The organism is Pseudophaeobacter sp. 1A16562, from assembly GCF_041008785.1.
GTDB classification, from domain to species: Bacteria; Pseudomonadota; Alphaproteobacteria; order Rhodobacterales; family Rhodobacteraceae; genus Phycobacter; species Phycobacter gallaeciensis_A.
Genome location: NZ_JAXGFT010000003.1, coordinates 1 through 19,110 on the forward strand (window position 1 = coordinate 1; position 19,110 = coordinate 19,110).

Annotated in this window: 20 protein-coding genes; 9 read left to right on the plus strand and 11 right to left on the minus strand. The window is 60.0% G+C overall.

The genetic code is table 11. The features are described 5' to 3' along the window. Positions 1 to 808 precede the first annotated feature (808 nt). Positions 809 to 1,240: a response regulator gene (locus tag SM764_RS04435; protein WP_369001144.1), complete on the plus strand. Its 432-nt coding sequence runs from the start codon at positions 809 to 811 to the stop codon at positions 1,238 to 1,240. 115 nt (positions 1,241 to 1,355) lie between these two features. On the opposite strand, the gene SM764_RS04440 is transcribed toward SM764_RS04435, so the two are convergent. The 6 genes from SM764_RS04440 to msrA all read right to left on the minus strand — a co-directional run bounded on the left by SM764_RS04440 (position 1,356) and on the right by msrA (position 7,611). After that, the gene (locus SM764_RS04440) at positions 1,356 to 1,904 is read right to left on the minus strand and encodes a biotin transporter BioY (protein WP_274868741.1); all 549 of its coding nucleotides are present in this window, start codon (positions 1,902 to 1,904) and stop codon (positions 1,356 to 1,358) included. 47 nt (positions 1,905 to 1,951) lie between these two features. Continuing rightward, positions 1,952 to 2,551 (minus strand): energy-coupling factor transporter transmembrane component T family protein, encoded by a 600-nt coding sequence (locus tag SM764_RS04445; RefSeq protein WP_369001145.1) that lies wholly within the window; start codon positions 2,549 to 2,551, stop codon positions 1,952 to 1,954. Next, positions 2,526 to 3,311 carry an energy-coupling factor ABC transporter ATP-binding protein gene (locus SM764_RS04450; RefSeq protein ID WP_369001146.1) on the minus strand — a complete coding sequence of 262 codons (786 nt, stop codon included), beginning with the start codon at positions 3,309 to 3,311 and terminating at the stop codon, positions 2,526 to 2,528. The genes SM764_RS04445 and SM764_RS04450 overlap by 26 nt, the downstream gene beginning before the upstream one ends. 261 nt (positions 3,312 to 3,572) lie before the next feature. Further along, a complete protein-coding gene (locus SM764_RS04455) occupies positions 3,573 to 5,939 on the minus strand; it encodes a putative bifunctional diguanylate cyclase/phosphodiesterase (protein ID WP_369001147.1) in 2,367 nt (788 codons plus the stop codon). Between the two features lie 7 nt (positions 5,940 to 5,946). Beyond that, positions 5,947 to 6,723: a substrate-binding periplasmic protein gene (locus SM764_RS04460; RefSeq protein WP_369001148.1), complete on the minus strand. Its 777-nt coding sequence runs from the start codon at positions 6,721 to 6,723 to the stop codon at positions 5,947 to 5,949. A gap of 222 nt (positions 6,724 to 6,945) precedes the next feature. Further along, positions 6,946 to 7,611 (minus strand): peptide-methionine (S)-S-oxide reductase MsrA, encoded by a 666-nt coding sequence (gene msrA / locus SM764_RS04465; RefSeq protein ID WP_065273652.1) that lies wholly within the window; start codon positions 7,609 to 7,611, stop codon positions 6,946 to 6,948. Positions 7,612 to 7,752: 141 nt separating this feature from the next. Between msrA and SM764_RS04470 the strand changes: the two genes are divergently transcribed. Next, entirely contained in the window at positions 7,753 to 8,661 is a 909-nt protein-coding gene (locus SM764_RS04470) for a D-amino acid aminotransferase (protein ID WP_369001149.1), read from the plus strand. Next, a complete protein-coding gene (locus SM764_RS04475) occupies positions 8,661 to 9,374 on the plus strand; it encodes a sulfotransferase-like domain-containing protein (RefSeq protein WP_369001150.1) in 714 nt (237 codons plus the stop codon). Before SM764_RS04470 ends, SM764_RS04475 begins: the two co-directional genes overlap by 1 nt. Before the next feature lie 22 nt (positions 9,375 to 9,396). On the opposite strand, the gene SM764_RS04480 is transcribed toward SM764_RS04475, so the two are convergent. From SM764_RS04480 to SM764_RS04490, 3 genes are all read right to left on the minus strand, one after another. After that, a complete protein-coding gene (locus SM764_RS04480; RefSeq protein WP_274829328.1) occupies positions 9,397 to 9,681 on the minus strand; it encodes an SCP2 sterol-binding domain-containing protein in 285 nt (94 codons plus the stop codon). Between the two features lie 79 nt (positions 9,682 to 9,760). Beyond that, positions 9,761 to 10,225 (minus strand): DUF1810 domain-containing protein, encoded by a 465-nt coding sequence (locus tag SM764_RS04485; protein ID WP_274831731.1) that lies wholly within the window; start codon positions 10,223 to 10,225, stop codon positions 9,761 to 9,763. Continuing rightward, on the minus strand, positions 10,222 to 11,448 hold the full coding sequence (locus SM764_RS04490; RefSeq protein WP_274831730.1) for an argininosuccinate synthase: 1,227 nt from the start codon (positions 11,446 to 11,448) through the stop codon (positions 10,222 to 10,224). Before SM764_RS04490 ends, SM764_RS04485 begins: the two co-directional genes overlap by 4 nt. A 137-nt stretch (positions 11,449 to 11,585) precedes the next feature. Here SM764_RS04490 and SM764_RS04495 point away from each other — a divergent pair, with 137 nt between their 5' ends. Together SM764_RS04495 and ilvA are read left to right on the plus strand one after the other, a co-directional pair. Further along, a complete protein-coding gene (locus SM764_RS04495) occupies positions 11,586 to 12,344 on the plus strand; it encodes a hypothetical protein (protein WP_274831729.1) in 759 nt (252 codons plus the stop codon). An 82-nt stretch (positions 12,345 to 12,426) separates the two neighbouring features. Then, positions 12,427 to 13,665, plus strand: a complete 1,239-nt coding sequence (gene ilvA, locus SM764_RS04500; protein WP_369001151.1) for a threonine ammonia-lyase IlvA — start codon at positions 12,427 to 12,429, stop codon at positions 13,663 to 13,665. 58 nt (positions 13,666 to 13,723) lie between these two features. Here ilvA and SM764_RS04505 read toward each other — a convergent pair whose 3' ends face one another. After that, positions 13,724 to 14,047 (minus strand): Hpt domain-containing protein, encoded by a 324-nt coding sequence (locus tag SM764_RS04505; RefSeq protein WP_368948585.1) that lies wholly within the window; start codon positions 14,045 to 14,047, stop codon positions 13,724 to 13,726. 215 nt (positions 14,048 to 14,262) lie between these two features. Here SM764_RS04505 and SM764_RS04510 point away from each other — a divergent pair, with 215 nt between their 5' ends. Beyond that, on the plus strand, positions 14,263 to 15,495 hold the full coding sequence (locus tag SM764_RS04510; RefSeq protein ID WP_370570785.1) for a PP2C family protein-serine/threonine phosphatase: 1,233 nt from the start codon (positions 14,263 to 14,265) through the stop codon (positions 15,493 to 15,495). Positions 15,496 to 15,777: 282 nt separating this feature from the next. Here SM764_RS04510 and SM764_RS04515 read toward each other — a convergent pair whose 3' ends face one another. After that, on the minus strand, positions 15,778 to 16,215 hold the full coding sequence (locus SM764_RS04515; RefSeq protein ID WP_368948584.1) for an NUDIX hydrolase: 438 nt from the start codon (positions 16,213 to 16,215) through the stop codon (positions 15,778 to 15,780). Positions 16,216 to 16,291: 76 nt separating this feature from the next. Here SM764_RS04515 and hslO point away from each other — a divergent pair, with 76 nt between their 5' ends. The 3 genes from hslO (at position 16,292) to SM764_RS04530 (ending at position 19,079) form a co-directional block, all read left to right on the plus strand. After that, positions 16,292 to 17,278 (plus strand): Hsp33 family molecular chaperone HslO, encoded by a 987-nt coding sequence (hslO, locus tag SM764_RS04520; RefSeq protein WP_274829333.1) that lies wholly within the window; start codon positions 16,292 to 16,294, stop codon positions 17,276 to 17,278. Positions 17,279 to 17,343: 65 nt separating this feature from the next. Continuing rightward, positions 17,344 to 17,916 carry a CoA pyrophosphatase gene (locus SM764_RS04525; protein WP_490363069.1) on the plus strand — a complete coding sequence of 191 codons (573 nt, stop codon included), beginning with the start codon at positions 17,344 to 17,346 and terminating at the stop codon, positions 17,914 to 17,916. Further along, entirely contained in the window at positions 17,916 to 19,079 is a 1,164-nt protein-coding gene (locus SM764_RS04530; RefSeq protein WP_369001153.1) for a CCA tRNA nucleotidyltransferase, read from the plus strand. The genes SM764_RS04525 and SM764_RS04530 overlap by 1 nt, the downstream gene beginning before the upstream one ends. Positions 19,080 to 19,110: the final 31 nt, after the last annotated feature.

Consider the following 19,110-nt stretch of genomic DNA (forward strand, 5'->3'; position numbering starts at 1 on the left):
ACCCGGCCAATGCGATGTCTTTGACGATGTAATCCGTGCCCATTGGCAACTCCATTCTGGCTCAGCCTCAACTTGGCCACGCACTTAACACCGCAACGCTTTACAAGCAATAAAACCACCCCGAGGGTCAGTTTCCGGAACCGGATTCGACCACTGTGAAGGCGGGCCAACACAGATCCTCAGGGCACCCCGTTGGGGTCTGGGCGTTCCGTCGAAGATGGACGGCGATTCGTGACTGAGGCAGTGAAAGCGTCACGCGCCGATATTCTTCTCACCGACAGGTGGGCAGGGTTTCTGGGTTGGTTTCAGTTTCGGTTGCAAAAATTATTGGGACCGTTACAGCCCTTTCATTCTATTTACGGTGATATGCGCTTATGGCTTTGAGTTGAGCAAAATTATGCCCACCTCAGGTTTGACGGTATTTTTTTCGCGGGTGTTGTTTTTCGTTCTGATTATTTGCTCTAATCAATTGATTTATAGTGGAAATCGTTTTAGGGATTTGATGTGTTCCCTAAGATTTGGCTTTATCTCATCGGGCTGATTTTCGCATATTTGGAAAATTGGTCGTTAATTTTAGGCGACTTGTATGTTTTATCGTCTTGGGGTGTGTTAAGGTTAACAACCTGGGCGGGTGCAACATGTCGCATTCCGCCGGATGTGAATTGTTGGGCTGAATCTGAATACGGATTCTCAGCGTGTCTTCCTTGCGTCGCAAATCCGCATTTCCAGATCGCAGCTGATCCCAGACAGGATCTGGGGGTGTTGGTACGTTTGTGGGTAGAAACCCGGCCTTTGGGAGGGTGTTGTTATGTCTGCTTTGAGATCCGAAACCATTGAAACCCGCGCCATCCCGGCGCTGTCGGTCCTGGCCGTTGACGATGATCCCTGGGTGCGCCTTCGTCTGGAGGAATTCCTGCGCGAAGCGGGCGTGCCTTTTGAGCTGTGCGCGGATCCTCATGAGGCGTTTCGGCGCTGCGCGGCCCGGCGGTCGGCGTATGGTCTGGTGCTGATGGATATCCGGTTTCCCGCTGGCAATCTGGTGGGGGAGATTTCCCGGAAGATTGCCGCGCTTGGGGGTGGTTCGGCGGGCCCTGCGATCATTGGGATGTCAGATTGCGCCAACCTGGAGAAATTCCAGCGTGGCACCGAATGGGGGATGATCGATATCCTGCCCAAGCCTCTGTTCAAATGGCTGATTATCAATCTTGCGCATGAATTTTGCGGCGGTGAGGAGGTCTAAGAGGACTAAGGCGCCGAAGGGCATTAGACTGGCGTGGCGATCTGATCAACGGAGCAGGCATGGGGCCTGCTCCGTTGCGGTGTATGTCAGAGTGTCCGAGGCTTTGGGTCGGAACTTAGCTGTTGCGCGATAGCAGGCTGCCGGGGCGCGCCCGCGCCAGTCCGGCGGTCAGCAGCCCGGCAACCACGGCCTTCAGGATGTCGCCCGGAATGAAGATCAGGACCAGGGCTGCAGCGTCGGGAAAGGACTTGTCGAGGGTGATGGCCATGCCGGCCACACCAAACAGATAGAGGACGACGATCCCGCCAAGCATTGCGGCGATGATGGCTGTAGCCACCAGCGGAATACCCCGCATCCGCTCCATGATCAGGCCGGTGACAAAGGCCGCAATCGGGAAGCCAACAAGGAAGCCAGCGGTGGGCGAGGAAAAGACGCTGAGCCCACCGCGCCCGCCGGACAGCAGGGGCAGGCCAAGGGCGACAAGAAGCAGGAACAGGAGGACGGCCAGAAATCCGCGCCGGGCGCCCAGTACCGTGCCGCAGAGCATGATACCGAGGCTCTGGGCCGAAACGGGCACGCCAAAGGCAAGGGTGATCTGCGGGATCAGCCCCAATGCGGCGATCAGCGCCGCAAAAAGAGCGATATAGGCGATAGAACGTTCCATGTGATTTCGATCCTTGTGCATGCCCCGCTGCGCAGCCGGGCCTAAGATTATTGAACGCCGCCGCGCGCCTTCAGCGCTTCGGCAACGTGGTCGGCGTCATCCAGCGCCAGAATGGTCATCGGCAGGGCAATACGCCACGACGGGCGGCGCGGTGATCTTGCGCGCCAGGCCTCGGCCAAATCCGCGCCGCGGTGTGTCAGCAACGGGCCAAAGCGGATCACCAGCGCGATTGCGGTTTCAAGCGCCCGGGTGCTGAGGCCAATCCGGCGAAACGGCGTCAGCAGCCATGCGGCAACCCCGACCATATCAGTGAGCCGGGTGGTCATGGTGACAAAATTCGCCAGTGCCACTGCGGTGGTCAGCCGCAGCGCGATGGTCAGCCCGGTTGCCGGGGTGCCTTCGATCAGATGCCACAGCGCGATGACCACAAAGAAGGGCCAGAGAATGCGCAGGCTCCGCACGCCGCTGCGCGCAAAGACGGGTCCGGCGCTGAGATAGAGACCCAGCGTCAGCGCCAGCGCGCCACCCTGCGCCGCTGGTGTTTTCAGGGAGAACAGAACCACCGTGGTGGCGCAGAGGATGGCCAGCTTTAGCCCCGCGGGCCAACGGTGCGCCCAGGTTTCAACTGGCGAGGTCAGAGAGATCATCGCTTGCCCCCCATTTGGTCATCTGTCTGGTGAATTCCGGCAGGACGTCTGCGGCCGGTCCGTCGGCGCGCAGCCTGCCGCCCTCAATCCACAGGATCCGGTCATAGTGTTCAAGGTGCTGCGGATCGTGCGAGACGTGGAAAAGCTGTGCTTCGGCCTGATCCAGCGCGCGCTGCAACTGAATGCGGGTTGGGATATCCAGCCCGGTAAAGGGTTCATCCAGCAGGATGATTCGCGGTTTCATGGCGAGAATAGCCATCAGGCACAGCAGTTGTTTTTGCCCCTGCGACAGAAGATGTGTCGGCGCCTTTGCCCATTGCGATTTTCCGAAACGGGCCAGGGTTTGCGCCACCTCTGCGGCGGTGTCGAATTTGCTCAGACCCATCTGGCGCAGCCCGAAACCGATCTCTTCTTCCACCGTGGGGAAAATGATCTGCCGGTCTGGGTTCTGAAACAGCACGCCGACCAGCTCCAGCGCCGCCTTGCGGTCGCGCGACAGGTCGATGCCGTCGACCCGGGCCTCTCCCTGATCTGGCGCGATCAAGCCGGCCAGGACGCGCGACAGAGTGGTTTTTCCTGATCCATTGCGCCCGACGATTCCAACCCGCGCTTCATCGGCGCGAAATGAGATGTCCTGCAACAGCGTCTTTTCGCCTGCGATCACATGCACCGCCTGCAGATCCACCACGGCAGCCCGGGCAGAGTCGGCAGTGGGCGCGCCTGTGCTGTCCAGCCTCTGGTCCGGTGCAGCAGGTTTCAAAACGCGGGGCTCCTTTGTGGCGATGATGGCGTGGCGAAATCGGTTCGGCAGGTGATACCGGTTTTTTTGCTTCAGGCAACGTTTTCCGCAAGAAAATCAGCCAAATCGAGGTCGGGAGGGGTCTGATGGCTGGTCAAAAGCCTGCGCCGCGTCAAAGCAATACCAGAACCGGCGTGCCGGGCTGCGGCAGCGCCAGTGAGATTGAGACAGGAATAACCAACCCGTGACCGGGGTTTTGCTGCGGATTTTGGTGCGCGCTTGTCAGTTGGACATTTGTAGGTGCAGACCGGCGCCAGGGAAGAGACGAGCGGTCGCAGCACGTTCGGCCATGGGCGGGCCATCAAAATAGCCTTGCAGATAGTCGACCTTGCATTCCCGAAGCAGCTGCCGGTGCACTTCGGTCTCAGCGCCTTCGCCGGTGACATGCATGCCAAGGGCATGCCCCAGTTCCGCGATGGCCACGACGATGGCCCGGGTTTCGGCGGAATCAGGCAGTTTGGAGACAAAGGCCGCGTCGACCTTGATCTTGTTCACCGGGAATTTCTGCAGGTAGCTGAGCGAGGAGTAGCCCATGCCAAAATCGTCAAGCGCCACGGTCACGCCCAGCCGTTGCAGGGCTTCGATCTCTTTCAGCGCAGACTGGCCGCTCGACAGAACCACTGTTTCGGTGATTTCGGCCTCGACCGCGCTGGCGGGGCAGCCGGTTTCATACAGGCAGTCATTGACGAATTCATCGACCTGCGAGCCAAACAGCTTGGGTGAGAGATTGACCGCCACCCGGCCGGTCCAGCCCATGTCATGCCAGCGGGCCGCGGCGCGGAAGGCATGGGTCATGATCTGGTAGGTTAGCTCGCGGATCAGCCCGCTGTCTTCGGCGACAGGGATGAATTCCGCCGGAGAGATGCTGCCCAGATGACGGTGATGCCAGCGTGCAAGGGTTTCAAATCCGATGATCTGACCTGTCTTGAGGTCGGTCTGGACCTGAAAGACAGGGCGGATGCTGCCTTCGTTGAGGGCGCCGCGCAATTCCCGCTCCAGAAGGGTTTTGCGTTTGATGACGGTTTCCAGATCCTTGTGGAAAATCTCGACCCGGCCACGGCCGCCCTTTTTCGCCTCATACAGCGCCAGATCAGCGCAGCGGATGCCATCGGTGGATCCGGCCTCAGAACCAGACAGGGTTGCGATGCCCGCACTCATGCCGGTGTGCAGGACGTTGCCGTCGATGGTTAGCGGTTTCGACAGATCATAGACCAGCGAGTTGGCAATGCTGTTCAGGCGTTCCTCGCTTGCGGCGCCTTTGACGAGGATCGCAAACTCGTCGCCGCCAAGCCGCGCTGCCAAGGCGTTTTTCCCGCAGTTGCCCAGGAATTTTTCACCCACGACCTTTAGCAGGGCGTCACCGGTGGGATGGCCAAGCGTGTCGTTGATCATCTTGAAATGATCCAGATCCGCCAGCAGGATTGAAACCTGTTCCCCCTGATTGAGCCAGTTGCCGAGGGTGTGCTCTAGCAGGCGCCGGTTCGGCAGGCCGGTCAGGCTGTCATGTTCCGCCATGAATTTGACGCGCGCGGCCTGACGTGCCTGATCGCTGTGATCGGTGGCCAGCAGCAGTGTGCCCAGGTACAGGCCCTCTTCGTCCCGGATCGGACCGCCCCGCACCAACAGGTTCAGCTCTTCACCGCTGTTGAAATGGGTGACGCTTGCCTCGGCGGCAAAATCCTGATTGGCGGCGACGCGTTCTTCGATCTGTTCGGCCACGTCCTGCGGCAGCCAGGAGCGGAAGTTTAGTTTTTCCCCGTCCCGCGCATCGGCAAAGAAGATGCTGGCATTGGCGTTGGAGAACACCACGTGACCCGTTTCATCCGTCAGGATCACGCCATCGCGGGTGGATTTCAGGGCGCGGTAGATCCGTTTTCTTTCCCGCCTGCTTGCTTCGGTCGTGTGGGCGCGCAGGTCCGCCATTTCGACCTCATTGCGGCGAATTTGCTCCAGCGTCTGTGCCAGCATGCCGATCTCATCGGTACGGGACTGATAGGGAACCACCGTGTCAAACCGACCATTGTAAATATCGTCGATCGCTGTGCCGATCTTGGTCAGCGGCTGCGAAATCCGCGTCAGGACAAGAAACACGCTGACGGCCAGCAGAGCAAAGATAAGTACCGAGACCGCAGCATGCTGAACCGTCGTGTCCATCAAGGGACCAGTGACGTGTTCCACTGGGAGAGTCAGCCGTAATTCTCCCAGCTCTTCGTGTTGGTCACCCAGCACATACTCGATCACATGTGTGGTGATGAAATCCCCTTCACTCGGGGTGAACCCCGGTGCGGTAGCGGCCGCGATCTGCTCGCCAGCCAGACCAATAATTTCAACACTTGCGACCTGGCCAAGGGCCACGATCTGTTGCAGCGATTGTTCCACCTGGACAATGTCGAAATCCCACAGAGCCTGCGTCACGGTCGTTGCCGTCAATCGGGCGACCATGTCCCCTTGCTGGTGCTGACGCTCTATCAGATGCGCTCTGTGATCATAGGATTCGTAGGTCAGACCTGCCGCCAGGATTAGAAAAACTGGGATCAGGACGCCCAACAGAATGCGGGTGCGAAGGGTTTTGGGGCCGACAACATTCATGGCAGAATTACTCAGTCAGTCCATAGCGTTTCAGGATCTCACCGTAGCGCCCAGATGCCTTGAGCTGCGCTACCCCTTCTGTCAGCTGCTGCGCATAAAGTGCAGATGCCTCCAGCGCCGGGGAGAAACCGATGTGAAGCTCGGTCGCCTCGCCATAGTTCGCGACTTGCAGATCGTCCTGCAATTCCAGCTGATCGATCATGTAGGTCACAACCGAACGTTCATCGATTGCCATGTCGATCCGCCCGGCCTTCAGCTTTTGCAGATTTCGCTTCAGGGCATCATCGCCGCCGATCATCTGAACCCGCTCGGGGTTTCTGGCGTTCTCTGCAACATAGGCGGCGATCACGGTGTTGTACTCATAGTCCAGGATCGCCCCGATCCGGATACCTTCCAGATCTTCAGCGGTCGCGATTGACCGGGCTTCCCCGGCGCGGAACACGACAGCCTCCTGATAGTTGCCCATGGGCGGGCCAAGGATCAGATCAGGTGATTCTTCCTGATCGGTGCCGATGACACCGGTAATGTCGCCGCTGAGAGCCTGCGACAGGCTGCGGCTCCAGGTCATCGACGTATAACGTACCTCGTGCCCAAAAAGCGCCAGCGCCTCTTGTGCCACTTCCACCATATACCCCGGCTGGTCGCTGGCCGGATCGCAGTTGAATGGACACCAGGCGTCAGCGCGCAGGTCAATGACATCCGCGCTGACAGGCGTCCCTAGCAACAACAGTGCAGCCAGAACATTCATCGCTGATCTGGCACGGATGGGACGGACACTCCGCATGCGACTGTTACCTCCTAAAAACAAGTAACAGTCAGACTGCGCGAGACGGGTTAAATGAATCTCAGTACCTGCCCGGCAAAACGCAAAACCACCGTGATTTTCGGTCGTTTTATAGAGAGAAATTTAATAAACACCGCGCGCGATCTTGCCCTCAGGCAGGCGGGCAATGCGCCTTAGCGTGCGGGAACTGGTCCAATAGGGTTTGGGTCAGTGGTGTTTCGCCTAGTGAGCGTTGGCAAAGGGCGCTGCATCCCCCCACAGCTGCCGCACACGGGCATCACGGCCGCAGGCCTCACGGTAGCGTTTATAGGCGCTGGACTGTCTCTTGGGGCCAAAGCGGGTAAAGACCAGATTGTCGCCCTTGTAATAATCCTGATGGTAATCCTCGGCCCGGTAAAAGGGACCGGCTGGCAGGACTGGCGTGACGATGGTCTGCCCCAGCTCTGCCTGCGCCTTGGCCTTTGCCTGGTCTGCGGTTGTTTTTTCCGCGTCGGAGGACACGAAAACGGCGGTACGGTAGCTTTCGCCGCGATCGCAGAATTGGCCGCCCGGATCGGTGGGATCGACGGAGCGAAAAAACAGATCCAGCAGATGCGCGCGACTTACCTTGGCCGGGTCAAAGGTGATTTGCACCGCCTCGTAATGACCGGTGCCGCCACGGCCGACCTCCTTGTAGGTGGGGTTCTTGGTGGTGCCGCCGGTGTAGCCAGAAACGGCCTCGGAGACGCCGGGAACCGATTCAAAATCGCTCTCGACGCACCAGAAACAGCCGCCCGCTACGGTCAGCGTTTCCTGCTCGGCCGCATGGGCTTCATATCCGCGCAACAGGCCCGCAGCCAGGATCAGGATGGCCAGGGAAACCTGTTTGATGTGATGCAATGTCTTCATCATCGCCTCCGTTTTTTGAAACCCTGCCGCCGGGCGCGCCTGCGCTCAACCCATGTCATCAAATGTCACGCACTGGTGAGCACAAGTTATCGCTTGGAAATTGGATCCAATCTGGCTAGCGTGCCGCAAAAGGAGGGTCCTATGACTGAAAAAATGAGTACCCATCAGGCTGAAGAAGATCAGCGCAACGAAGAGATCCTCATCTATCTGAACGGGAAGATCGTGCCCAAGGCCGAAGCCACCGTCAGCGTCTATGACAGCGGTTTCATGCTGGGTGACGGCGTTTGGGAGGGGCTGCGCCTTTACAACGGCACCTGGGCCTTCATCGACGAACACCTGAACCGTCTGTTCGAGGCAGCAAAGGCCATCGATCTGGACATAGGCCTGAGCCCGGAGGGTGTAAAACAGGCGGTGCTGGATACGCAAAAGGCCAACGGCATGACCACGGATGCCCATGCCCGGCTGATGGTGACGCGCGGCCCGAAAACGCGGCCCTTCCAGCACCCCAGCCTGTCGCAGCAGGGGCCGACCATGGTCATCATCATGGAGCATTCCCGCCCGCATCTGCCGCGCCCGATCCGGCTCGCGACCGTGCCCCATATTCGCGGCCTGCCGATGAGCCAGGACCCCAAGCTGAATTCCCATTCCAAACTCAACTGTATCCTCGCCTGCATCGCCGCCGAAAAGGCGGGCGCGGACGAAGGGCTGATGCTGGATGTGAATGGCTTTGTGAACACCACCAACGCCTGCAACTTCTTCATCGTACGCGGTGGCGAGGTTTGGACCTCGACCGGGGATTACTGCATGAACGGCATCACCCGGCAAAAGGTGATCGACCTGTGTCGCGCCAATGATATCCCGGTGTTTGAGCGGAACTATTCGCTGGTCGATACCTATGGCGCCGATGAGGCGTTTCTGACTGGCACCTTCGGGGCGCAGACCCCGGTGGGCGATATCGACGGACGCCAGATCGGCACGGGCGAAATGGGTCCGGTGACCAAACGGATCAGGGCGCTCTACAAGGGTCTGATCGAGCAGGAGTGCGCCTGATGCGGATTGCAATGTGGTCGGGGCCGCGGAACCTGTCGACGGCGATGATGTATTCCTTTGGCAACCGTGGCGATTGCGCGGTGGTCGATGAGCCCTTTTACGCCGCCTATCTGAAGATGACCGGCCTCGACCATCCCATGCGCGAAGAGATCATGGACAGCCAGAGCCAGGATCCAAAAGTGGTGGCCGATATGCTGATCGGAGATATTCCGGCCGCGAAACCGGTTTATTATCAAAAGCATATGAGTCAGCATATGATCCCCGGCATGCCGCGCGACTGGATGAGGGAGGTGACCAATGTGTTCCTCATTCGCCATCCGGCGCGGGTCATCGCCTCTTATGCGGCGAAACGCGAGAACCCTAACCTGGACGATATCGGCTTTCGTCAGCAGGCTGAACTCTATGAGCTTTGCCGTAGCTGGGGGCAGACGCCGGTGGTTGTGGACAGCTATGACATCCGCCAGGACCCTGCAGTCAAGCTGGAACAGATGTGCGATGCCATCGGCCTTGCCTATTCGCCCAAGATGCTGAGCTGGCCCAAGGGCGGCCATAAGGATGATGGCGTCTGGGCCGAGGTCTGGTATGGCGCGGTCTGGACCTCTACCGGTTTTGCCGGTCCCGAAGGCGATCTGCCCGAGGTGCCCGAACACCTGCAACCGGTGCTGGAGGAGGCGATGCCCTATTACGAGCAGTTGAAGGCGGTGAAGATCTAAGGCCGCTTCACGGGCAGGCTGGTCAGCCGATCAGCTTGCCCAGTTTCATCGCCACGCCCATGTCGCCGGTGATCTTGATCTTGCCCATCATCACGGCGGTCATTGGGTTTAGCTTGCCGGTCAGCAGCTTTTTCAGATTATCCTCGGACAGGCGCAGGGTGCAGTCGGTGTCGCTGTCTTCAGTGGTTGCGGTGCCATCGGCCAGAACGATCACACCGTCCTCGCCGCAGTCGAATTTCAGCGAACCGTCAAAGCTTTTGCCGGACAGGCCGGACTGGATTCCGGCGGCGATGTCGTGAAGGGCCATCTGGGATCTCCTCTTGCCTGATCTTCGGGTTAGGCAAGGGGTGCGCGCTGGGCAAGCATGACCAAGGGGGAGGTGGGCCTCAGGCGCTTGCCAGTGCCTCGATCGTCAGCGGGCAGGGGCTGCCGCTGTAAAATTCATCAAGGACCTGTTTGAATTCGCCCGGTGCATCCGGCACGGCAGCAAACAGTGTCATGGAAGAGCGCAGTTTCTTGGCGTCGACCTTGCCCAGGATCTCGGCGGCATCCTGATCTGCGTGCGACAGCATCAGGCGGGACACCTCGACCAGACGGGCGCTGAGGACCTCGTGACCCAGATAGGCCTTGGCCTCGGCCAGATCCTCGATCCCGTAAAGCTGCGCCATGTGGGATTTGCCAAGCTCGGCCAGTTGCGGGAAGACGAACCACATCCAGTGGCTCGTCTTTTTGCCCGCAGAAAGTTCGCTCAGGACATCGGACCAGACCGTGTCCTGGGCTTCGACGAACATTTCCAGCTCTTCTTCGAAATCGTCCTCGAAATCGCCGTCTATGTCGTAGTCGTCACTCATTTTTTCAGCCGACGGTCGCGTGCGGCCAGCAGTTTCAGGCGCAGGGCGTTCAGCTGGATAAAGCCTGCCGCGTCTTCCTGATTGTAGGCGCCGGCGTCTTCTTCAAAGGTCACGTGGGCCTCGGAATAGAGCGAATGTTCAGAGTCACGCGCCACCACAAAGACCGATCCTTTGTAGAGTTTCAGGGTCACGGTACCGGTGACGTGTTCTTGGCTCTTGTCGATCAGGGCCTGCAGCATTTCACGCTCGGGGCTGTACCAGAAACCGTTGTAGATCAGCTCGGCATAGCGGGGCATGATCGAATCCTTCAGGTGGCCTGCGCCACTGTCGAGGGTGATCTGCTCGATGCCACGGTGCGCCTGCAGCAGGATGGTACCGCCGGGGGTTTCGTAGATGCCGCGGGATTTCATGCCGACAAAGCGGTTTTCCACGAAATCCAGACGACCAATGCCATGCTTGCGGCCATAGTCGTTCAGCGCGGTCAGGATGGTGGCCGGGCTCATCGCCTCGCCGTTGATCGAAACCGCATCGCCCTGCTCGAAACCGATGGTGATGATTTCCGGCGTATCCGGTGCATCCTCGGGGTTCACGGTGCGCTGGTAGACGTAATCGGGGGCCTGCTCGGCGGGATCTTCCAGCACTTTGCCCTCGGAAGAGGTGTGCAGCAGGTTCGCATCGACCGAGAAAGGCGCTTCGCCGCGCTTGTCCTTGGCGATCGGGATCTGGTTCTTTTCGGCGAATTCCAAGAGGCGCGTGCGCGAGGTCAGGTCCCATTCCCGCCACGGCGCGATCACCTTGATGTCGGGGTTCAGCGCATAGGCCGCCAGTTCGAACCGCACCTGGTCGTTGCCCTTGCCGGTGGCGCCGTGGGCCACGGCATCGGCGCCGGTTTCAGCGGCGATTTCAACCAGACGCTTGGAGATCAGCGGGCGCGCAATCGAGGTGCCCAGCAGGTACTCGCCCTCATAGAGCGCGTTGCCACGGAACATCGGGAAGACGAAGTCTTTCACGAACTCTTCGCGGACGTCTTCGATGTAGATGTTTTCCGGCTTGATGCCCAGCATCTCGGCCTTCTTGCGGGCGGGCTCCAGCTCTTCGCCCTGGCCCAGATCGGCGGTAAAGGTCACCACCTCGCAGCCATATTCGGTCTGCAGCCATTTCAGGATGATCGACGTATCAAGGCCGCCAGAGTAGGCCAGCACAACTTTTTTGGGCGCGGACATGGGTTTTCCTCTTGATCAGAACGTTTGCGGGGTAGCGGGTTTTGCAGAGAAGGGCAAGGTTCGCCGGGTTTTCCTTGTCTTGCTGCGCGCAATACGTGCAAGAAGAAAGGAAAGTTGTTTTTCAGGAGACATTTCCCGTGATCAGTTGGAAGATTTTTTCGCATTCCCTCAACATGGTGCTGCGCAACTGGCGCGACGCCCTCCGCATCGCTCTTGTGCCCGTTTTGATCGGAGTTGTGCTGTTTGTGGCCTTCCTTGGTGGGCTGATGTCAGAAGCCATGCATATGGACGCAAACGGCGTTCCGACCGTGGATCCTGCTCTTGCCGGTCCGCTGTTTCTGGCTGCCGTGGTTTTCATCATCCTGGAGCTCTGGGTGTTTGTGAACTGGCACCGTTTCGTGTTGCTTGAGGAATATCCCCAAGGCTGGATCCCGCCTTTTCGTGGCGGGCGCATCCTGGCCTACATCGGTGTGTCTCTGATCCTTGCGCTTGTGATGGGGCTTGTTTCCGCTGTTGTCATCGGAATGGTCGTGATGATGTCTGCTGCGGTCTTTCCGCCCGTTATCGCGATGATCCTGGCCATTGCGGCCTTTGTTTTTGTGGGCGTTTTTCTGTTCCGGCTGTTGCCCATGTTGCCGGCGGCGGCCATCGGCGAACGGCTCAGCATGAGTCAGTCCCTACAGGCGACGCGCGGGACGGCGGGAACGGCGATCATGCTGTTCGTGGTTCTGATCCTCGTGCAGTTGTTGCTGCAGTTCATCGTCGGGGCCTCGATGATGGTCTTTGCGCCGCTTGGCTTCATCTTCTCGCTTGGCGCGGCGTTGGTGATGACGCTGGTTAATGTGAGTATCCTGACCACCCTTTATGGCCATTACGTGCAGGGTCGCCCGATCTGACGACGACCCGCTCACCGGTATTCTTTTGCATGCTGTGCGCCTGCCCCTTGCCTTGGGGGCGGGCTTGCGCCACTGAAAGGGTATGAGCGATTTTCAGACCCGGTTTAAAGATGCCGCCCGCGCCGCCGAGGCGGCCATGCGCGAGGTGTTTCCCGCAACGCCTTTGCAGCGCAATGTTCACCTTTCCGAATGGTTCGGGGCGGATATCTACCTCAAGCGTGAGGATCTGAGCCCGGTCCGCTCCTACAAGATTCGCGGCGCGCTCAACGCCATGCGCAAGCAGCCCGATCAGGATCTCTTTGTCTGCGCCTCGGCCGGCAACCACGCGCAGGGCGTTGCCTTCATGTGCAAGCATCTGGGCAAGCGCGGGGTGATCTTCATGCCGGTGACAACGCCGCAGCAGAAGATCCAGAAGACCCGCATGTTCGGCGGTGACAATATCGAGGTCCACCTGATCGGCGACTATTTCGACGACACGCTGTCTGCTGCACAAGAGTGGTGCGCGCGGGAGGGTGGGCATTTCCTGTCGCCCTTTGACGACAGCGATGTGATCGAAGGTCAGGCGTCGATCGCGGTGGAAATCGAAGAGCAGCTTGGCGGGATCCCCGACCATGTGATTTTGCCGGTGGGCGGGGGTGGCATGTCCTCGGGCGTTGCGACCTTTTTTGGCGATGCGGTGCATTGCCTCTTTGCCGAACCCACAGGCGGGGCCTGCCTGCGCGCGGCGCTGACGGCGGGGCATCCGGTGGCGCTGGACAAGGTTGATACCTTTGTCGATGGCGCCGCGGTGGGCACCATCGGCGCGCAGCCCTTTGACCTTCTGAAACACATCCCGCTGCCGGATGTGATCGCCATTTCCGAAGACCGGATCTGCACCACCATCATCGAGATGCTGAATGTCGAAGGCATCGTGCTGGAACCCGCTGGCGCGCTGTCGGTCGAGGCGCTGAACGATGTGCGCTCCTGGATTCGCGGTAAAAGCGTCGTGTGTGTCACCTCGGGCGGGAATTTCGATTTCGAACGTCTGCCAGAGGTCAAGGAACGTGCCCTGCGCTATTCGGGCATCAAGAAATACTTCCTGCTGCGTCTGCCGCAACGGCCCGGCGCGCTGAAGGAGTTCCTCAACATCCTTGGCCCCGAGGATGATATTGCGCGGTTTGAGTACCTGAAGAAGTCGGCGCGCAACTTTGGCTCGGTTCTGATCGGGATCGAAACCAAGCGCCCGGAGAATTTTGCCGCGCTTTTTGCCCGCCTTGATGAGGCAGGCATGACCTATACCGATATCACCAATGACGAAACGCTGGCGCAGTTTCTGATCTGAAAGGTTCTTCTCAGGCAGAGGGGGTACGCTCAGACCGGTAGCTGAGGTCGGCAGTCGATCAACTCAGGTTGGGCAGTTCTGCCAGAAACTGCGTCTTGGAATTCTCATAGGCAGAGATCACCGCGTCCAGATCGACCGATCCGGCGGCGCCGCTTGCCGACTGGCGCTCCCCGGCAAGACAGAGGTCAGAGAAGGCATCAAAACCCAGATTCATTGCGCTGCCTTTGAGGAAATGAAGGTCTTGCTCCAAGGCGCCGCGATCTCCAGTGCGAAGTTTGCTGATGACGCCCTCTACCTCCTCCAGGAAGAGCTCCACAACCTCATCGAAGTCCTCTTCCCCTACTTCCTGGCGAAGTTCCTTGACGCGAGGCCAGTTAATCATAATCCAAGTCCTGCTTCTTGTTTCCCGGTAAGTATTTCATAACGTCCCACGGGTAAATTTAAAGTGAAAGCAGGTGGTGAGTTCAATCTTTCCGCTTCATAACCTGTTAAAGAACTGGCTGGATAATGCCCGCTATTGTGGGCAAATTCCTTGCTAGTGTATTGAGGTGTCGTTAGTTGCTGCCAGACAGTCCCGTGGACCATGAGGAAGACGCTATGAGCGGATCGATCAACCGTGTGCTGGTTGTCGATGATAGTCGGCTGCAGCGCCGGATTCTTGTCGCGTCTCTGAAGAAATGGGGTTTTGACGTTCTGGAAGCCGAGGGCGGCGAACAGGCGATGGAAATCTGCCGGAACGATCCGCCGGATCTTATCCTCAGTGACTGGATGATGCCTGGCATGAACGGTATCGAGTTCTGCCGTGAATTCCGGGCTCAGGGCACTGATAAATATAGCTATTTTATTCTTCTAACCTCCAAGAGCGAAAAGAACGAAGTCGCCGAAGGCCTGGATGCAGGGGCTGATGATTTCCTCACCAAACCGGTCAGCTCGGATGAGCTGCGGGCGCGGATTTCGGCCGGAGAACGGATCCTGCGGATGCAGCGTGAGCTGTCCGAGAAGAACCGGATCGTCTCGGAAACCCTGGGTGAGCTGCAGCGGGTTTATGATGCGATCGACAAAGATCTGATTCAGGCGCGCAAGATTCAGGAATCACTGGTGCCGGAGCTGTCCAAGTCGTTTGGCTCCTCGACCGTCAGCCTGCTTTTGAAGCCTTGTGGCCATATCGGTGGCGATTTGGTGGGCATGTTTTGTCCGGGCGTCAACCGAATCGGCTTCTATTCCATCGATGTATCGGGCCACGGTATCACCTCGGCGATGATGACCGCACGACTGGGTGGCTACCTGTCTTCGACCTATTTCGACCAGAACGTCGGCATGGAAAAGCGGTTCAACCGATTCTATGCGCTGCGGCAGCCGGAAGAGGTGGCCAGCATGCTGAACGCCCGCCTGATCGCGGATACCGGCATCGAAGAATACTTCACCATGGCCTATTGCATAGTCGATCTGCGCAGTGGCGTACTGAAGATGGTGCAGGCCGGGCATCCGCACCCCTTGCTGCTGCGCAAGGACGGAACCGCTGAATTCATCGGCAAAGGCGGGGTCCCCGTCGGTCTGGTGCCGGATATCGGCTACAGCCAGGAAGAGCTGGTGATGGAAAAGGGCGACCGGCTGCTGCTCTACTCCGATGGTTTTACCGAAGCGCGCCTGGAATCCGGTGAGATGCTGGAGGCCGAGGGGCTGCTCGAACTGATCCGCAAATGCGACAGCAGCCAGTCCGGCAAGGAATTCCTGGACGATCTCTACTGGAACCTGACCCAGATCCTATCGCCAGAGCACGGGCTGGAGGATGACGTTTCCGCCACCCTGTTCGAATACGAAGGACCGTAATCCGGACCGCATCCCTGCACCGGCATCGCCTCGGCAGGGCTCTCCCGCCAATCGCCTGATGATCAACGATCATCGGCTCTTGTTGGGCCGGGCTGCACGCCAGGGCGTGCAGCGGTCATGCTTCTAACGCCACTCATAAACACAACCAACCCTATGGAATCCCACCGCAGCGCGCTTGCGCGCTGCCATGCCCAAGGGGGACCGAAGGCCCAGTGGGCCGTTCAAGTCACGCGCGGGAGTGCCCCCGGGGCTATGTTGTGTGGTGGACGGTCCCCATTTTCCCTACGGGCAGAACCGGGCGGCAAAATGGCGATCCCCGGGGTTGCCGAGGTGCGTTACGGCTTCATCAGCGGGCATCCACAGCGCCTCGTGGCCGGGCTCCAGCGGAGGGCCCAAGCGGCGCAGGGGCCGGGCCATATAGATATGGCAGAGTTTCTCCGCCCAGAGATCGTATTCCGGCATGAAGACGAACCGCCGGAACGCACCAAGGCGACGTGGCGCGGCGATACTCCATCCGGTTTCCTCATAAACCTCCCGATGCAGCGCGGGCAGGGGCGATTCGCCGGGGTCAATGCCGCCTCCGGGCAGCTGGATGTCCGGCCCCGGATCCATCTGGCAGGTCAGCAGCAATTGCCCGTCGCGCGGAAGCAGCGCATAGATTCCGGGCCGCAGCCTGTAGCTTCGCCCCGCTTCGGGCGGCTTTCCAAAACGTCTGATCACATGCGCCCCCTTCACTCCGAATGGCAAAACCCTATATAGGCTCGATATGCCAACCTCCGGCGTGTAAGGAAACCCCATGACACTTGGTTCGAAAATCGCGTGGGACGATACGGTCCTGCCCTTCCAGCTTGATGCCTCGGACATGCGCGGCCGCGTCGCGCGTCTTGACGGCGTTCTGGATGGTATTCTGAAACAGCACGACTATCCGCCCCAGGTGGAGGCGCTGGTGGCCGAAATGGCCCTGCTGACCGCTCTGATCGGCCAGACCATCAAACTGCGCTGGAAACTGTCGCTGCAGGTGCAGTCCAAGGGCGCCGCCGTGCGGATGATCGCCACCGATTACTACGCACCAGAGAAAGAGGGCGATCCGGCCCGGATCCGCGCCTATGCCAGCTATGATCCCTCCCGGCTGGAGCCCGGCCTGCCCTTTGATCAGGTGGGCGAGGGGTATTTTGCCATCATGATCGACCAGGGCCACGATATGCAGCCCTATCAGGGGATCACACCGCTGGCGGGCGGCTCGCTTTCGGCCTGCGCCGAGGCCTATTTCGCCCAGTCCGAGCAGCTGCCCACGCGGTTCAGCCTCAGCTTTGGGAAATCTTCCGAACCGGGCGTCTCCGAACGCTGGCGCGCGGGTGGCATGATGCTGCAACACATGCCCAAGGCGTCGCCCTTTGCGGCAGAACTGCAGGGCACCGGGGATATCCTCAATGCGGCGGATCTGATCCCGGAAGAGACCGCGGAAAACTGGAACCGGGTCAATATGCTGCTGGCCACGGTTGAGGATCTGGAACTGATCGGCCCAACGGTCTCGCCGACCGATCTTCTGGTCCGACTGTTCCACGAGGAACAGCCGCGCGTCTATGATGCGCAGGCGGTGCAGTTTGGCTGTACCTGCTCGGAAGAGCGGGTGCGCAACAGCCTGTCGATCTACTCGGCCAAGGATCTGGAGACGATGACCACAGAGGACGGCCGGGTGACCGCCGATTGCCAGTTCTGTGGCGCCCATTACGATCTGGACCCGAAGACGCTGGGCTTTGAGGCCGAAAACCCGCCGTCCTGACCAAAGCGAGCTGAGCGACCGACAATATGTATGACACTCCCGAGGACCTGAAACAGCGCCTTTCCATGGCCGTGCAAAGCGGCCCGGATGCGGGGTCCTCGGATTTTGACCTCAATCCGGAGATGTCCCTGCCGCAGGCGCGCAGGCTGCGCCCGGCCGGCGTTCTGGTGCCGATCTCATTGGCCTCAGGTGCCCCGCGGGTCATCCTGACAAAACGGTCTTCTGCGCTCAAACACCACCCGGGGCAGATCGCCTTTCCGGGCGGCAAGGTGGACGAGGGCGATAGGGATGTCACTCATACTGCCCTGCGCGAAGCCTGGGAGGAGATCGGTCTGCCGCAGGATCTGCCCGAGGTTCTGGGCGCGCTGCCGACCCATGAAACGGTCACCAGTTTCACCGTCACGCCGGTGGTGGCACTGCTGAGGTCAGAGTTTGACATCCGCCCCGAGGCGGGCGAGGTGGCCGAGGTCTTCTCGGTGCCGCTCTCTCATGTTCTGGATCCGGCCAATTACATCATCGAATCGCGCCGCTGGCGGGGTACGCGGCGGCGGTATTACACTGTGCCCTATGGTCCCTATTACATCTGGGGGGCCACCGCGCGGATGTTGCGCCAGTTTGCAGACCGGATGCAGAGCTGATGCGGATCGACCAACCCTGGCTGCATGCGCTCGAGACGCAGGCCGTCTGCGCCGCGCTGACAGAGGCGGGCGCGCAGGCATTGTTCGTGGGCGGATGCGTGCGCAATGCACTGCTGGGGGTGCCAGTTTCCGATCTTGATATCGCTACGGACGTACCGCCGGACACCGTGCTGGCGCTGGCCGAACAGGCCGGGATCCGCGCCGTTCCGACCGGCATCGACCATGGCACCGTGACGCTGATCAAGGGCGGTATCCCGCATGAGATCACCACCTTTCGCAAGGATGTGGACACCGATGGCCGCCGCGCCGTCGTTGCCTTTTCCACCGATATCGCCGAGGACGCCGCGCGCCGGGATTTTACCGTGAACGCGCTTTATGCGCGCCCAGACGGCAGCATTGTCGATCCTTTGGGCGGGATGCCCGACCTTCAGGCCCGGCGCATCCGGTTTATCGGCACAGCAGACCACCGCATCCGCGAGGATTACCTGCGCTCGCTACGCTATTTCCGATTCCATGCCTGGTATGGCGATCAGGCTGCAGGCTTTGACCCCGATGCGCTTGCTGCGATTGCGGCTAACCTCGACGGGCTGGGAAAATTGTCGCGCGAACGGGTGGGGGCCGAACTGCTGAAGCTGCTCGGCGCGCCGGATCCGGCGCCTGAGGTGGCGGTGATGCGCCAGACCGGGGTTCTGGGACAGATCCTGCCGGGGGCGGATGATCGCGCTCTGGCGCCGCTTGTCCATCTTGAGGGCGAGGCTGGGCTGCCTGCCGATCCGATCCGGCGGCTGGCTGCGATCAGTGGCGGCGCAGACCTGCAAGAATCGCTCCGGCTCAGCAAGGATCAGGCGCGCAGGCTGGAGCGTCTTTATGAGGCTGCGACCGGCACCCTGGGCGCGGGTGAGCTGGGCTACCGGCTAGGCGCGGAACAGGGGCGTGATGCGCTGCTCCTGCGTGCGGCGCTGTTGGAAGAGCCCCTGGCGCCGGACGCGCTGTCGGCAGCGGATCACGGCAGCGCCCAGACCTGCCCGGTGGCGGCGCGGGACCTGATGCCAGACCTTAGTGGTGCGGCGCTGGGCGCGGCGTTGAAACAGCTGGAATCGGATTGGATCGCCTCGGGGTTTTCCCTTGATCGCGCGGCATTGCTGGCACGGCTGAACGGCTGATCCTCCCCCCGCGGAGTCGCAAGCTGAGACA

Excerpts from the sequence above, each read along its gene's own strand:
- SM764_RS04525 (WP_490363069.1), top strand. The coding sequence starts at position 17,344 with ATGGCCGTGCAAAGCGGCCCGGATGCGGGGTCCTCGGATTTTGACCTC.
- ilvA (WP_369001151.1), top strand. The coding sequence starts at position 12,427 with ATGAGCGATTTTCAGACCCGGTTTAAAGATGCCGCCCGCGCCGCCGAG.
- SM764_RS04475 (WP_369001150.1), top strand. The coding sequence starts at position 8,661 with ATGCGGATTGCAATGTGGTCGGGGCCGCGGAACCTGTCGACGGCGATG.
- hslO (WP_274829333.1), top strand. The coding sequence starts at position 16,292 with ATGACACTTGGTTCGAAAATCGCGTGGGACGATACGGTCCTGCCCTTC.
- SM764_RS04505 (WP_368948585.1), bottom strand. The coding sequence starts at position 14,047 with ATGATTAACTGGCCTCGCGTCAAGGAACTTCGCCAGGAAGTAGGGGAA.
- SM764_RS04510 (WP_370570785.1), top strand. The coding sequence starts at position 14,263 with ATGAGCGGATCGATCAACCGTGTGCTGGTTGTCGATGATAGTCGGCTG.
- SM764_RS04455 (WP_369001147.1), bottom strand. The coding sequence starts at position 5,939 with ATGAATGTTGTCGGCCCCAAAACCCTTCGCACCCGCATTCTGTTGGGC.
- SM764_RS04480 (WP_274829328.1), bottom strand. The coding sequence starts at position 9,681 with ATGGCCCTTCACGACATCGCCGCCGGAATCCAGTCCGGCCTGTCCGGC.
- SM764_RS04435 (WP_369001144.1), top strand. The coding sequence starts at position 809 with ATGTCTGCTTTGAGATCCGAAACCATTGAAACCCGCGCCATCCCGGCG.
- SM764_RS04470 (WP_369001149.1), top strand. The coding sequence starts at position 7,753 with ATGACTGAAAAAATGAGTACCCATCAGGCTGAAGAAGATCAGCGCAAC.
- SM764_RS04445 (WP_369001145.1), bottom strand. The coding sequence starts at position 2,551 with ATGATCTCTCTGACCTCGCCAGTTGAAACCTGGGCGCACCGTTGGCCC.
- SM764_RS04490 (WP_274831730.1), bottom strand. The coding sequence starts at position 11,448 with ATGTCCGCGCCCAAAAAAGTTGTGCTGGCCTACTCTGGCGGCCTTGAT.
- SM764_RS04485 (WP_274831731.1), bottom strand. The coding sequence starts at position 10,225 with ATGAGTGACGACTACGACATAGACGGCGATTTCGAGGACGATTTCGAA.
- SM764_RS04440 (WP_274868741.1), bottom strand. The coding sequence starts at position 1,904 with ATGGAACGTTCTATCGCCTATATCGCTCTTTTTGCGGCGCTGATCGCC.
- msrA (WP_065273652.1), bottom strand. The coding sequence starts at position 7,611 with ATGAAGACATTGCATCACATCAAACAGGTTTCCCTGGCCATCCTGATC.
- SM764_RS04530 (WP_369001153.1), top strand. The coding sequence starts at position 17,916 with ATGCGGATCGACCAACCCTGGCTGCATGCGCTCGAGACGCAGGCCGTC.
- SM764_RS04460 (WP_369001148.1), bottom strand. The coding sequence starts at position 6,723 with ATGCGGAGTGTCCGTCCCATCCGTGCCAGATCAGCGATGAATGTTCTG.